The 12,672-nt window shown below is 61.2% G+C and carries 12 protein-coding genes; 4 read left to right on the forward strand and 8 right to left on the reverse strand.

Features of this window, described 5'->3' with window-relative positions; all coding sequences use genetic code 11:
- Positions 1 to 13: 13 nt before the first annotated feature.
- Both FFM53_RS25685 and FFM53_RS25690 read left to right on the forward strand, forming a co-directional pair.
- Positions 14 to 862, forward strand: coding sequence for a dioxygenase family protein (locus tag FFM53_RS25685; protein WP_138388943.1), 849 nt, complete (start codon positions 14 to 16; stop codon positions 860 to 862).
- Positions 859 to 1,155 carry a YciI family protein gene (locus tag FFM53_RS25690; RefSeq protein WP_138332998.1) on the forward strand — a complete coding sequence of 99 codons (297 nt, stop codon included), beginning with the start codon at positions 859 to 861 and terminating at the stop codon, positions 1,153 to 1,155. Before FFM53_RS25685 ends, FFM53_RS25690 begins: the two co-directional genes overlap by 4 nt.
- 21 nt (positions 1,156 to 1,176) lie before the next feature.
- Here FFM53_RS25690 and ligD read toward each other — a convergent pair whose 3' ends face one another.
- The 8 genes from ligD to FFM53_RS25730 all read right to left on the reverse strand — a co-directional run bounded on the left by ligD (position 1,177) and on the right by FFM53_RS25730 (position 9,697).
- Complete coding sequence (ligD, locus tag FFM53_RS25695; protein ID WP_138388942.1) at positions 1,177 to 2,223, reverse strand: non-homologous end-joining DNA ligase; 1,047 nt, start codon at positions 2,221 to 2,223, stop codon at positions 1,177 to 1,179.
- Positions 2,224 to 2,518: 295 nt separating this feature from the next.
- Complete coding sequence (gene derI / locus FFM53_RS25700) at positions 2,519 to 2,974, reverse strand: D-erythrulose-4-phosphate isomerase (RefSeq protein ID WP_017996196.1); 456 nt, start codon at positions 2,972 to 2,974, stop codon at positions 2,519 to 2,521.
- Between the two features lie 11 nt (positions 2,975 to 2,985).
- Entirely contained in the window at positions 2,986 to 3,756 is a 771-nt protein-coding gene (locus FFM53_RS25705) for a triose-phosphate isomerase (protein WP_138388940.1), read from the reverse strand.
- Complete coding sequence (locus tag FFM53_RS25710; protein ID WP_017991649.1) at positions 3,753 to 4,529, reverse strand: DeoR/GlpR family DNA-binding transcription regulator; 777 nt, start codon at positions 4,527 to 4,529, stop codon at positions 3,753 to 3,755. Before FFM53_RS25710 ends, FFM53_RS25705 begins: the two co-directional genes overlap by 4 nt.
- 99 nt (positions 4,530 to 4,628) lie before the next feature.
- Positions 4,629 to 5,564 carry a sugar-binding transcriptional regulator gene (locus FFM53_RS25715; protein WP_018480514.1) on the reverse strand — a complete coding sequence of 312 codons (936 nt, stop codon included), beginning with the start codon at positions 5,562 to 5,564 and terminating at the stop codon, positions 4,629 to 4,631.
- 70 nt (positions 5,565 to 5,634) lie between these two features.
- The gene (locus FFM53_RS25720) at positions 5,635 to 6,567 is read right to left on the reverse strand and encodes a sugar phosphate isomerase/epimerase family protein (RefSeq protein WP_138388939.1); all 933 of its coding nucleotides are present in this window, start codon (positions 6,565 to 6,567) and stop codon (positions 5,635 to 5,637) included.
- Positions 6,568 to 6,578: 11 nt separating this feature from the next.
- Positions 6,579 to 8,090: a glycerol-3-phosphate dehydrogenase gene (locus FFM53_RS25725; protein WP_138388938.1), complete on the reverse strand. Its 1,512-nt coding sequence runs from the start codon at positions 8,088 to 8,090 to the stop codon at positions 6,579 to 6,581.
- A 32-nt stretch (positions 8,091 to 8,122) separates the two neighbouring features.
- Positions 8,123 to 9,697, reverse strand: coding sequence for an FGGY-family carbohydrate kinase (locus FFM53_RS25730; protein WP_246413284.1), 1,575 nt, complete (start codon positions 9,695 to 9,697; stop codon positions 8,123 to 8,125).
- 756 nt (positions 9,698 to 10,453) lie between these two features.
- On the opposite strand from FFM53_RS25730, the gene FFM53_RS25735 reads away from it, so the two are divergent.
- Together FFM53_RS25735 and FFM53_RS25740 are read left to right on the forward strand one after the other, a co-directional pair.
- On the forward strand, positions 10,454 to 11,110 hold the full coding sequence (locus FFM53_RS25735) for a DUF2291 domain-containing protein (RefSeq protein ID WP_138388936.1): 657 nt from the start codon (positions 10,454 to 10,456) through the stop codon (positions 11,108 to 11,110).
- Positions 11,107 to 12,651 (forward strand): sugar ABC transporter ATP-binding protein, encoded by a 1,545-nt coding sequence (locus FFM53_RS25740; RefSeq protein ID WP_138388935.1) that lies wholly within the window; start codon positions 11,107 to 11,109, stop codon positions 12,649 to 12,651. The genes FFM53_RS25735 and FFM53_RS25740 overlap by 4 nt, the downstream gene beginning before the upstream one ends.
- The last annotated feature ends 21 nt before the right edge of the window (positions 12,652 to 12,672 follow it).

Genomic DNA, 12,672 nt, shown 5'->3' on the forward strand with positions numbered 1-12,672 from the left:
GGAGGATGGCCACGTGCCTGAATATTTCAGCGAAGAGAGATCCGTGGAAGCCGTCAACTCGCGGATGGGGCAGGGCATTGATCCGCGCCTTGCCGAAGTCATGGCGTCGCTGGTCAAGCACCTGCATGCCTTTGCCAAGGATATCAGCCTGACCCAGGAGGAATGGGAGCTGGTCATCGGCTTCCTGACCCGTACCGGCCATCTCTGTCATGACGAGCGACAGGAGTTCATCCTGCTCAGCGATACGCTGGGTCTGTCGATGCTGGTGGATGCGATCAACAACCGGCGCCCGACAGGCGCCACGGAAAATACGGTGTTCGGACCATTCCATGTCGAAGGGGCGCCCGTACGGCAGATGGGTGAAAACATCTCGCTCGACGGCAAGGGCGAGAGCTGTCTCTTCATCGGCCGGGTGCTGGATCTTGACGGCAATCCGATCGAGGGAGCCCGGATCGATGTATGGTCGGATAATTCCGATGGCTTCTACGACGTCCAGCAGCCGGATATCCAGCCGAAGTGGAACAACCGGGGCATTTTCATCACCGGCGCAGATGGCACCTATAGCTTCGTCGGCATAAAGCCGGTTTCCTATCCGATCCCGGATGATGGCCCGGTCGGCCAGATGTTGACGTCCCTCGGCCGCCATCCCTACCGTCCTGCCCATACCCATTACCTGATCACCGCTTCAGGTTATCAGAAGCTCGTAACCCACACTTTTGTCGGCGACGATCCCTATCTGCAATCCGATACGGTTTTTGGCGTCAAAAGCAGCCTGATCGCGCCTTTCGAGCGTGTCGATCATCCGACGATCTGGCGCTCCGATTTCGATTTCGTGCTGACGCCGGTGGAGAATAGACAATGATCGTAGCCCGCTACGCGATATCCGACCCCGGCAAGGCTGCCGAACGCTCCCGATTGCTCGATGAGCACAAGGCCTATCTGCATGGCGCGGCGATCCGCATCCTGCTGTCCGGACCTTCCGCACCGCCGGCGGAGGGCAAGGGTTCCACCGCAATCGTGATGGCGCAAGTCGAAACGCTCGCCGAGTTCGAGGCGTTCAGCGCAGGAGACCCCTTCGTCCGCTCCGGCGTTTACGCGAGCGTCGATATATTCGAATGGCGGCCCAGTTTTGGGCTTCTTCTGGAGAGTCTCTGATCGGCGTTTTACCTGCTGAAATCAGATGTAGGTCATATCGAAGACAGCGGCGTTGTCCTGCACCTCGCGCAGCCCCTTGTACGCGGCGTGGCGGAGATTGCCATCATCCGTCCAGCCGCGAAACTCGATCTCGGCGATCAGCGTCGGCTGCACGAGGACGAGGCGCTTGCCCTTCAGGGGAACAACGGGCCGGCTCGTCTTCAACCGATCCAGCGTCTTTTTCAGGTATTCAGCATCGCTCGTACCGAAACCGGTTCCGACGGAGCCAACGTAAATCCAGTCGAGGCCTCGTCTGCCGGCCAACAGCAGCCTGCCGATGCCGCCGCGGGCGGATGCCGACGGCTCATACCCGACGATCATGAAGCTCTCGCTCTGGACGCATTTGATCTTCAGCCAGTCGCCCGTGCGGCCACTGCCGTAGGGCCGGTCGCGATGCTTGGCGATAATGCCTTCCAGATGACGATGGCAGGCGTGCTCGAGAAGGTCTTCGGCCGGCAGTTCTATTTCTTCGGAAATGCGGATCGCCTGATCGTCGCCCGGTATCAGATCTTCGAGCAGGTGCCGGCGTACGTCAAGCTCGGTGCCTGTCAGATCGTGTCCATCGAGATAAAGAAGGTCGAAGGCGACGAGGATCGACTCGGTCGAGACACGCCTGCCGCTCCGCCCGCCGAGCGAGCGCTGCAGGGCGCCAAAATCCGATCGGCCATGATCATCGAGTACAACCGCCTCGCCATCGAGAATGGCAGTCGTCACGCCAAGCTTTTTCGCTGCGGCGGCGATGGTGGGGAAGCGGTGGGTCCAGTCATGGCCACCGCGGGTGAGGACCCGCACCCCTTTCGGCTCAACGTGGATTGCCAATCGATAGCCATCCAGCTTCACCTCGTAGAGCCAGTCCGGTCCCACGGGCACGGTCGGCTTCAGCAGCGCAAGGCAGGGCTCGACGCGCGACGGCATTGGATCGAAGGGCAGACTGGGCTGGTCGGGGTCGCGCTTGCGGATCGGACGAGACTGCAGCGTTGAGCGAGATTCGTCGAGCAAGGGTAGAATGGGGCGGCGCGGGCGCTTCATGAGTATGTCCGACGCCTCCCCGGCTGGATTTCGGCGTCGACCGAGTTGCGCAGAACATTCATGGTTCTGATGACATTGCTCGGTGCCGGCCCTTGCTTTTCCCTCTTGGGCTTTGCCCTGTACGGCCTTTTCATCTGCTTCTTCTTCGCTTCGATGGCAACAACGCGACTCAACCGAATCATTCGGCCGATTGTTCCGAGTCGAAACGAATCTCAATTCAACGACTTAACGTGTCGGTGCCTCCGGCCCGAAATCGCTGCCGGATCTGGATCGGGCCGAGCAGTCGTCCCATTCTTCAACGGGCGCTGTACTTCGCGTCGAGATCATCCATGGCCTTGACGTTACCGGCAGAGCGGCCATTCTCGTCGAAGGTCTGGGCAAGAAACGCGTCAGCGATCGACTTTGCAAGCTCGGTTCCGATGACGCGGGCTCCCATGGTGATGATCTGCGCATTGTTGGAAAGCGCGGCACGCTCGGCAGAATAGGTGTCGTGCGTCAGGGCTGCGCGGATGCCCGGAACCTTGTTGGCCGAGATGCAGACGCCGATGCCGGTGCCGCAAACGAGGATCGCCTTGTCGTAGGTGCCGTCGATGACGCCCGAGGCAACGCGATCCGAGAGGTTGGCGTAGAAAGGATCGGCACCGGCGCTCGTGCGCGAGACTTCGTACACGTCAAAGCGCTCTTTCAAATGGTCGGCCAGGATCTTGGCGAGGCCTTCGCCGGCGCTGTCTCCTGCAATGGCAAGTTTCATTGTCTTTCTCCTCAGAGTTTGGCGGCGCATTTGGCCAGGATGTCGAGGTAGCCTTCGACATTCCAGGCCGAACGGCCGATGAAGAGCCCGTCGATATGCGGGCTCGAAATCAGTTCTTCGCAGTTCTGCGGGTTGACCGACCCGCCATAAAGGCAGGGGATCTTCCGGCCCAGCACAGTTTCGGCAACGGCGATGATTTCAGACTGGCGGGCATCCGCATAATCCGCAGTCGCCGGGATGCCCTTCTCGCCGATCGCCCAGACCGGCTCGTAGGCCAGCAGGATTTCGGCGCCTTTCTGGGCGCCCGAAAGTTTCGAAAGCGCGCCGCGCACCTGGGTTGCGAGGATTTCGGCAGCCTTTCCACTTTCGCGGTCGGAAAGCGTCTCGCCAATGCAGATCAGAGGAATGAGACCGTGGCGAACGGCCGCTTCGGTCTTCAGACCCACAGTCTCGTCGGTCTCTCCAAAATGTTCGCGCCGCTCGGAATGGCCGAGCTCCACGAGATCGAGATTGCAGTCCCTCAGCATTACCGGCGAGACTTCGCCGGTCCAGGCGCCCTGGTCGGCCCAATGCATGTTCTGGGCGCCGACCTTCACCGAGGTCTTGGCAAGCAGCGACTTGACCTCGCGCACCGCTGTGAAGGGCGGAATCACAAAGCGCTGGATACGCGGCTCGCGGGCGGCATCGACAGCCTCGAGGCCGCGGGCGAAATGCTCGGCTTCAGCAAGCGCCTTGTTCATCTTCCAGCTGGTGCCAATCCAGAAGCGCGGCTTTTCGGTCATGTCGGATCCTGCGTTGATGCGATGGTGAGCGTAATGCCCGCCTGCTCGAATTCCTCCAGGACAGCAGCATCCGGTGCGCTGTCGGTGATAATCGCGTCGAAGTCGGCTAGATCCGCCATGACATGCAAGGCGGTGTGGCCGATGCGCTGATGGTTGACCAGAAGGCAAGTCCTGGTCGATGACGCGATCATCGCCCGTTTGGCGCGCACGACGTTATCGTCCATGTGATAGGCGCGCCCGCCGCTGACGGCCGGCGTCGAAATGAAGGCGATGTCGGCTCTCAGCCGCGACAGTGCCTCCTCGGTAACAACCCCGAGATAGGCGTTGAATTTGGCCGAGTAGATGCCGCCGAGCGCGATCAGCGTGATGCCTGTTTCGCCTTTCAGCCGCTCCATGATCGCCGCATTGTTGGTGATCAACGTCAGCGGCCGCTTCTGCAGCAGCATTTCGCCGAGCACGGCGGCCATCGAGCCGTCGTTTACCATCACCGTCATTCCCGGCTCGACCAGTTCCAGCGCGGTCTCAGCCATTGCCAGCTTTGCCTCGCTGCCTTGGCGCTCGCGAATGCGGAAGTCGCTTTCGAACTGCGTTCCGGCATCAATGGTCGCGCCACCGCGAACCTTGCGCAGGACGCCCGCCTGCTCGAGATCGTCGAGATCGCGATGGATCGTCATCTTTGACACGGTGAAGCGATCGGCAAGATCGTCGAGATCGACGGTCTTGTTTTCGACGAGCAGGTTGACGATCAACTGCTGCCGCTCTTCCCGCCTCATCCCGGTCTCCACCTCATTTGATGTTAAGATAACGGAGTATGCGTGATAATCAACATTTATTATGTGATTTTGCGATAAAATATTGTTGTGTTTCCATAGCTACTTCAGCAGCGCCTGCGCGGTTCGTTCGTCGGTGATCAGCCCGAAAAGACGGCGGCTATTCAGAATTGCCCGGATGGCCGCCACTTTCGACTGTCCGCCCGCCAGCGCCACGAGCCGCTCTTTCTTGGTCTTGGGAAAAGACGCGGAGAGCGTGCGCGCCGTCAGCGCGGTGTCGAGGATATGGCCGTCGGCGTCGAAAAAATGACCGAGGATTTCGCCGACGCCGCCCGCGGCAGCGATGTCGTCGATTTCACCGGGTTCGACCATGCCGGACAAAACCAGCTGCGCCTCGGCATCGACAGTTCCCAGGCCGACGAGCTTCAGATCGGCATTATTGGCAAGATCGAAGACTTCCTTGACGGCACGCTGCGCCTTCAGCACTTCGCGATCCTCGCCGGTATTGGCGAAAAAGGGAACCGGCATGACATAGGCATGGGCGCCGGTCTTTTCGGCAATGCGATGCATCACGTCATAGGGATTGGCGCCGTAGTTTCGTGTCAGCCCGCCAAGCAAAGAGACGAAGCGCAGGTTCTTCGCACTCACCCTCGGCATATATTGCACGGCAGCGGAAAGCGTGCGGCCATGACCAAGGCCGATGACCGTATTGTCGCCGCGCTCGATCTCGCGCTTGAGATAGCCGGCGCCGGCATGGCCGAGCGCGCGCAGCGGCAAGCCTTCCTCGCCGAGATCGGGGGCGACCTCGCAATATTGAAGCCCGAACCGTTCCGAAAGCCGCATCTCCAGTTCGACGCATTCGACGATATCCCCGTCGATGGTAACTTTGACGACGCCATCGGCAACCGCTCTGGCGATCAGGCGATGGGCCTTTACCGACGGCACGCCGAGGCGGCGCGCAACGTCGGACTGCGTCAGGCCACCGGCATAATGAAGCCAGGCAGCACGCACGGCAAGCGTATCATCGGCGTCCGTCATCACGGCTCCTTTTCGAAGGTCATGCGGCGATTCCGCCGTATCGCAGTGCTGCCTTTTAAAGATCTCCGCCTCAGATGTTCAAGTCAGCGACGCCGGTGTCGATATGCGGCGCCCAGAAGGCGACGCTTTCGGCGATCTGCGGGATGACCTGGCGATCATTCGGCTCGCGTTCCTTGAAGGAGAGTTCCAGGCAGATTTCATTGTCCTTCGCCCCACCTTCGGCCAGCGCCTGGAGCAGAGGTGCCGGCTGGATGCGGCCCTTGGCGTTGAATTCGGCGGTAAAGGGCCGGTGCCCGCCCTTGTCCATCAGGCTCTGTTTGATGTGGATGATCGGCGATACCGGTGGGACGGCGCGCGCCCAGGCATAGGGGTCGTAGTCGTCGGGGTTGGCAGAGGTGATATCGCCATGATCGATGTCGGCCATCATCCACATCGGGATGGCCATTCCGGCGGCTGTCAGCCGCTCCTGCAGCGACAGGCAGGCGCCGATCGTCTCGCCGAACTCGCGGCCGATGCTCATCGGCTCCCAGAACATGTAGGAGAGGCCTGCGGCGCGCGCATGCTCGGCGACATCGGCCCAACAATCGATGGCGGTCTTGATCAGTTCCTCGCGTCTGGCCGGATCGTCGAAGTCCTTATAGGTGAAGATCGCAAATTGCGTGCCGACCGAATGGCCGCCGAGATCGGCGGTGATGTCGGCAAAGGTCTTGAACCAGTCGACGTAGTAGCGGCGCACATCGGCATCCGGATGTCCGAAATGGTTGAGGCGCCCATAGGGGCCCGTCATTCCCGAGGTAACCCGCACCCCCGTGCGCTTCAGCGCAGCGCTCATCGTGCGCGTCAGGCGGCGGATCACCGGCGCTTGCCAGCTCGGATTGATGAACTCGTGGGTCAGTTGGAGGTCGCGGATCCGCAAGTCATGCGCAACCGTGTCGATCAGATCGTCTGGGTCGGCGAAGCGGTTCACCAGCGGATTGGTATTGAGCGAAAGGGTCAGCGGCATGGCGGCATCCTTCAGGCGGCGGCAAGGCGGGTGGAAGCAAACCACTCGCCAAAGGCCGCGCGCTCCGCTTCGTTCAGATGGAGGTAGTGTTTGGTGCGGCGATAGAGGATGTCCTCGGCCGTTTCGGCCCATTCCGTGGCGACGAGATAGCGGGCCTCGGCCTCATAGAGCTGACCGCCGAAATGCCGCCCAAGCCCTTCCATACCTGTCGCGCCGGCAACCACGTTCCTGGCGCGGGCGCCATAGAGACGGCCGTAGTGATGCACGAGTTTGCGCGGCATCCAGGGATAGATATCGCGCAGGCTGTTGGCGAAGGTCTCGTAATCGGCATTCGGAATTTCGCCGCCGGGCAGTGGCGCCTTCTCCGTCCAGTCGCCTCCCATGTTCGGGAAGATATGCTTCAGGCGCTGCATGCCGCGTTCGGCGAGCTCGCGGAATGTGGTGATCTTGCCGCCGAGGACGTTGAGCAGCGGAGCGCCGCCTGTCTCGTCGAGATCGAAGACATAGTCGCGGGTAACGGCGGACGGGTTGCCCTTTCCATCGTCAAACAGCGGGCGCACGCCGGAGAAGCTGTGCAGCACGTCGTGGCGACGCAGCTTTTCCTTGAAATAGCGATTGACCGCCTGGAGCAGATACTCGATCTCCGTCTCGTCGGCGGCAACATCCTCGGCCCGGCCTTCGTAAGCGATATCGGTCGTCCCGATCAGCGCCTTGTCGCCCTCGTAGGGATTGATGAAAATGACGCGTTTGTCGTGGTTCTGCACCAGATAGGCATTGGCGCCTGCCCAGAACTTCGGCACGATGATGTGGCTGCCCTTGACGAGGCGGACGTTGCGGCCGGAGTTCGATCCGGCGACGCGATTGATGATGTCCATCACCCAGGGGCCGGCGCAGTTCACCAGACATTTGGCGCGGAAGGTTCGCGTCTCTCCCGTGGTGTTGCTTTTCGTGACTACGGTCCAACCGCCGTTCTCGCGACGGGCCGACACGGCCGGCGAGCGGGTCAGCACCAGAGCGCCGTTTTCCGCTGCGCTGACCGCATTCAAGGTCACGAGGCGGGCGTCGTCGACCCAGCAATCGGAATATTCAAAGCCGCGTGTGTATTGATCGAGGATCGGCGTGCCTTCCGGGTCGCGGAGCAGATTGAGCGTTCGGGTCCCGGGCAGCTTCTTGCGGCCGCCGAGATGATCGTAGAGGAAGAGGCCGAGCCGCACGAGCCATGCGGGGCGATCCTCAGGGCTGTGCGGCAGGACGAAGCGCATCGGCCAGATGATATGCGGCGCGGCGTTGAGCAGCACTTCACGCTCGATCAGCGCCTCACGCACCAGGCGGAATTCGTAATATTCGAGGTAACGCAGACCTCCATGCACCAGCTTGCCCGAGCGCGACGAGGTTCCCTGGGCCAGGTCGTCCTTTTCGCACAGCACGACCTTCAGGCCGCGGCCGGCAGCATCGCGTGCTATCCCCGCGCCGTTGATGCCTCCGCCGATGACGAAGAGATCCAGGAGTTCGGGTTCGGTCATGTCATGCTCCTTCGATGCCTGCTGCATCAGAATTACGCGCCCACCGGCGACGTCGTTGCGGCTTCGGCAAGCTTGTCCCAGGCGGGCGCCATTGCCTGGCGTACATCGGTGTAGGCAGAAAAAAGCCGGTCGAACCGGTGGGCCTCGCTGGCATCCGGTATCTCCGGATCGCCGAGCAGCGGCGTCACCCAGTCGTCAATGCAATCGTCCATGCTGGAATAGACGCCGACAGCCACCGCGGCCATCATCGCCACGCCGGCCGCCCCTGTCTCCTCGCGGCGCGACTGGCGGATCGGTGCGTTGACGGCGGCCGAAAGTGAGTGGCGAAGGGCGACGGAGCGTGTTGCCCCGCCGGTGACCCGCAGCTCTTCGGGCATCGCGCCCATCGCCGAGTAGCAGTCGCGGGTGGCAAGCCCCAACCCTTCGATCACGCTGCGCAGCAGGTCGGGGAAGCCGTGACGCATCGAAAGCCCGGTGAAGCCCGCGCGCGCATTGGCGTTGACGAAAGGACCACGTTCGCCCGCTTCGGAAATGTAGGGATGGTAAAGCACCGACCCCGGTCGGCTTTCTGCAAACCAGCCGTCGATGCGCGCAATGAGGTCTGCATGCGAAGCAGGCTTGCCCGCCTCGGCCATGAGATAGGCGGCGACATCGAGGATCCAGTCGATGTTGATCGTGGCGCCCATATTCGTCTGGACCTGAGTGACGATGCCGGGAATGGGCAGGGCGATCACATAGCCGGTGCCCTCCCGATTGAGCTGAACGTCGGCAACGGACTTGGCGCGCAAATGCACGCCGGTCGAGCCGATCGTCGAGCAGGCGGCGTTGCGAGCGCCGCTGCGCACGCCTGCACCAAGCGCCGTCATCACCATGTCGACATAGCCGAGGCAGACCGGCGTTCCGGCAAGAAGCCCGCAGGCCTTCGCCGCCTCCGATGTCAGCGGGTGGCTGATCTCGCTGCCGTCGATGATTTCGGGCAGGAGCCCCCGTCGGTGGTCAAGGCCGAGCGCGTCGATCACGACCGCATCATACTGGCGCGTTCTGAAATTGCCGAAGGTGAAACTCGCCTCCGATGGATCGGTTGCCCGCACGCCTGTGAGGTTGAGATAGAGCCAGTCCTTGCAGTGCAGCGCCGTCTCCGCTCGATCGAGAAGGTCCGGCGTGAAGCGGTCCATATGGGCGAGTTGCGCGCCCTGCTGGCACGTGTTGAGGCCGGTTCCCGTTGCCTCGAAGCGGGCACGGTTCTGCGCCCCGCCGGCCAGCGACGTCACTGTCGGCGCGGCGCGCGCGTCGAGCCACAGCCAAGCATCGGCAACCGGCCTGTTGCCGCGGCCGACGAGCCATGTGCCGTCGCCCTGTCCGGTGACGGCGATGGCTGCGGTGCGTGATGCGAGGTCGGGGACTTTTTCGCCAAGGCCACGCAACGCGCTGGCGCAATCGAGCCAGGTCCGATCCAGCGACTGCGTTGCCGAACCATCGTCTCCGGTCGCGTATCGGTTGCGAACGGAGGCCGTGGCGAGCTGGCGGCCGGACAGATCGAAGGCGACCGCCTTGATGACCGAGGTGCCGGCATCTATCCCAATGATGATCTTCTCGGTCGATGTCATTGCAGGCTTATCTCGCCATCCTAGCAAGTGTCACGGCGGGCAATACGCGCATCAAATTCATCTGCAGTCCTCCCGATCCCTCAACTCGTCTGGCATGATGCATCCGGCTGCCAACTTCGGTTTTTAACCCAGATCGAGCGCGCAGCCGAACCTCCTAAGCTCGCTTGAAAATATAACATAAAGATACCATAATGCCAGTAAGATTTTTCTAGCGATGTAATTTTTTTCATCTAAAATAGAAGGGTACGGAAGTTAAGCTTGTGCCGCCCAGCGATTGCCGTGCGGCATTGGAAACGGCAGCGCCCGCGAAGCTCAACGTGCAAACTATTGATTTAAAATCAGCTATATACAGCCGTAACGCAATCGAATGACGTGCGTGAAGATGTTAGCATTTGCCGCCCCTTTCTGCTGCAGCGCAGCATGATAAACAAGATGTGAGATCGTGCATTTTAATCGAGATACCGCGGAAGCGCCGTTGACAGCTCATAAAATTTATAACATCATTTGCGGCATAAATAACATACTTCTATCACGGAAGTGCTCTTCCTGATGGAGAATTTACAGATCCAGGCGGTTGGAGGAGACAAGCGCCGGTCTTGTTGAGGAGGCTTCCGATGCGAATTTTCGTCCAGAGTTGCGCTCTTGCGGGCGGCCCGCCGGCATCTGTTCCGGTGCGACGCAATGCTTCAGCACACCAGCGATCATCATCGCGCTAACCCTCTCCATCTCGCCATTCCAAGCCAAGGCCGTCCGGACATGAGTACTTCGCCCGATTATCCAGCATCAAAGCCGAGCAGCGGCAATCGCACGCTCCTTGTCAGCGCGGCGTTGGCGGTCATCGTCGTTGCAGCGATCGCGTTCGATACGACGGTCGTCAGGATCGGCTCCGAAAACGATGTCCGGCAGCAGGTATTCTCTCCGGAAACCTTCGGCGCCGAGCAGTTCCCGAAGATCAAGGCGAATGTCGAAGAGCGGGCCGTTGCGGCCGCCGATCTCGCGGCCGCCATTGCCGCCGACAAGAAGGCGGCGGCCGAGAAATACGGCACCGCAACGAGCACCGGCCCGGTTATTCCCGTCACGCTGACCGGCGTTTTCGGCGCCCGCAAGTCGAACACCAACGAAATGAAGATCGATGGGTTGCCTCCCGAGACGGTGGTCCGTGTCCAGACCGGCCCTGCGGTCAACGGCACGGACCTCCGCGATGCAACCGGCACCATCGAATTCGGCCAGTTTACCAACCAGATCCAGTATCAGGATGCCGGCTCGGCCATCAATAACGAGATGAAGAAGGCGGTTTTCACGGGCCTGGATGCTGATGCCCTGGGCGGAAAGCAGGCGACCGTCGTCGGCGTTTTCAAGCTCATCAACCCGAAGAACTGGCTGGTCACGCCGGTGAAGGTCGAGCTCAAATGAACCAGCCGCAACGCAGCAACGGGGCGATAGGCGAGGTCGTCCTCGCTGCCCGCAATATCGCAAAATCCTACGGCAGCGTTCACGCCCTCAAGGGAGTGAACTTCGACATCCATCGGGGCCAAGTCACAACGCTATTCGGGGAGAATGGCGCGGGCAAGTCGACCTTGATGAAGATCCTTTCCGGTGTCGCGCAGCCAAGCTCCGGCGAGATCATTCTCGATGGCTCGCCGATCAGCTTTACCTCGTCGACCCATGCCCGCGAGTGCGGGATCTCCATCATTCACCAGGAGCTCAGCCTCGCGCCCAATCTCAGTGTGCGCGACAATATTTTCATGGGCCGGGAGATCATCAAGGGCGGTGTTGTCGATTTCGCGGAAGAGGCGCGTCAGACCCGCGCGCTGATGGAGGAGCTCGAGGAAGACATCGATCCACTGACGCGCGTCGAGGATCTTCGCCTCGGCCAGCAGCAGATCGTCGAAATTGCCCGGGCGCTCTCCGTCAATTCGCGCATCCTGATCATGGACGAGCCGACCTCGGCGCTGAGCGCGACCGAGGTGGAAGTGCTCTTCAAGGTCATCCACGATCTGACGAGTCGCGGCGTGTCGATCGTCTACATCTCGCATCATCTGGAAGAGGCGCTGCAGATCACCAATCACGCCGTCGTTCTGCGCGACGGAAACATGACAGCCTATGCCGAGCGCAAGGATATCGATCTCGAGTGGATCGTCCGCAACATGGTCGGCGAGAATTTCGACCTCGGCAGCCCGCCGCAAGCTCACCAGTTCGGAAACGTCTCGCTTTCCATCGAAAATCTCTGTGTCCCCGGTCCCTCCGGCGCTGCCTATAATGCAGTCGATCGTCTGTCTCTCAAGGTGCGTGCCGGCGAGATCGTCTGCATCTACGGTCTGATGGGCGCCGGGCGCACGGAACTGCTCGAGTGTATTGCCGGACGTCTGCGCGCAAGTGGCGGACAGGTTCTGCTCGAAGGACAGGACGTCAGTGGGCTCAGCATCGCCGGGCGCATTGCCAGCGGTCTCGTGCTCGTGCCCGAAGATCGCCAGCGCGACGGTCTCGTCCAGACGATGACGGTCGGCTCCAATCTGTCGCTTGCGAGTATCCGCGCCTTCACCAAAGGGCTTTTCACCTCCGGCCATCGCGAGCGCGATCTCGTCAATGACGCGATCCGGCGGGTGCATGTGAAAACCGATGGCGGTGCAGCTTCGATCGGCTCGCTCTCCGGCGGCAACCAGCAGAAGGTCGTCATCGGCAAGATGCTGGCAACCCAGCCGAAGGTCATCCTGCTCGATGAGCCAAGCCGCGGCATCGACATCGGCGCCAAGGCGGAAGTTTTCAAATTGCTCGCGGAGCGCGCCAAGCAGGGATTGGCGGTCATCTATTCGACGTCCGAAGTCAATGAATGCCTGAGCATCGCGCACCGCATCATCGTCATGCATCGCGGCAGGATATCGGCCGAGTTCGGCTCGGATGTCACCAAGGAAAAGATCATGGCCGCCTCCGGCGAAGCCGTGGTCGCGCACTAGCCTGGATTATGGAGCACTGAT

The sequence above is a fragment of the Rhizobium indicum genome (assembly GCF_005862305.2).
In the GTDB taxonomy this organism is placed as follows: domain Bacteria; phylum Pseudomonadota; class Alphaproteobacteria; order Rhizobiales; family Rhizobiaceae; genus Rhizobium; species Rhizobium indicum.

Excerpts from the sequence above, each read along its gene's own strand:
- derI (WP_017996196.1), bottom strand. The coding sequence starts at position 2,974 with ATGAAACTTGCCATTGCAGGAGACAGCGCCGGCGAAGGCCTCGCCAAG.
- FFM53_RS25735 (WP_138388936.1), top strand. The coding sequence starts at position 10,454 with ATGAGTACTTCGCCCGATTATCCAGCATCAAAGCCGAGCAGCGGCAAT.
- FFM53_RS25740 (WP_138388935.1), top strand. The coding sequence starts at position 11,107 with ATGAACCAGCCGCAACGCAGCAACGGGGCGATAGGCGAGGTCGTCCTC.
- FFM53_RS25720 (WP_138388939.1), bottom strand. The coding sequence starts at position 6,567 with ATGCCGCTGACCCTTTCGCTCAATACCAATCCGCTGGTGAACCGCTTC.
- ligD (WP_138388942.1), bottom strand. The coding sequence starts at position 2,223 with ATGAAGCGCCCGCGCCGCCCCATTCTACCCTTGCTCGACGAATCTCGC.
- FFM53_RS25690 (WP_138332998.1), top strand. The coding sequence starts at position 859 with ATGATCGTAGCCCGCTACGCGATATCCGACCCCGGCAAGGCTGCCGAA.
- FFM53_RS25715 (WP_018480514.1), bottom strand. The coding sequence starts at position 5,564 with ATGACGGACGCCGATGATACGCTTGCCGTGCGTGCTGCCTGGCTTCAT.
- FFM53_RS25710 (WP_017991649.1), bottom strand. The coding sequence starts at position 4,529 with ATGAGGCGGGAAGAGCGGCAGCAGTTGATCGTCAACCTGCTCGTCGAA.
- FFM53_RS25705 (WP_138388940.1), bottom strand. The coding sequence starts at position 3,756 with ATGACCGAAAAGCCGCGCTTCTGGATTGGCACCAGCTGGAAGATGAAC.
- FFM53_RS25730 (WP_246413284.1), bottom strand. The coding sequence starts at position 9,697 with ATGACATCGACCGAGAAGATCATCATTGGGATAGATGCCGGCACCTCG.
- FFM53_RS25725 (WP_138388938.1), bottom strand. The coding sequence starts at position 8,090 with ATGACCGAACCCGAACTCCTGGATCTCTTCGTCATCGGCGGAGGCATC.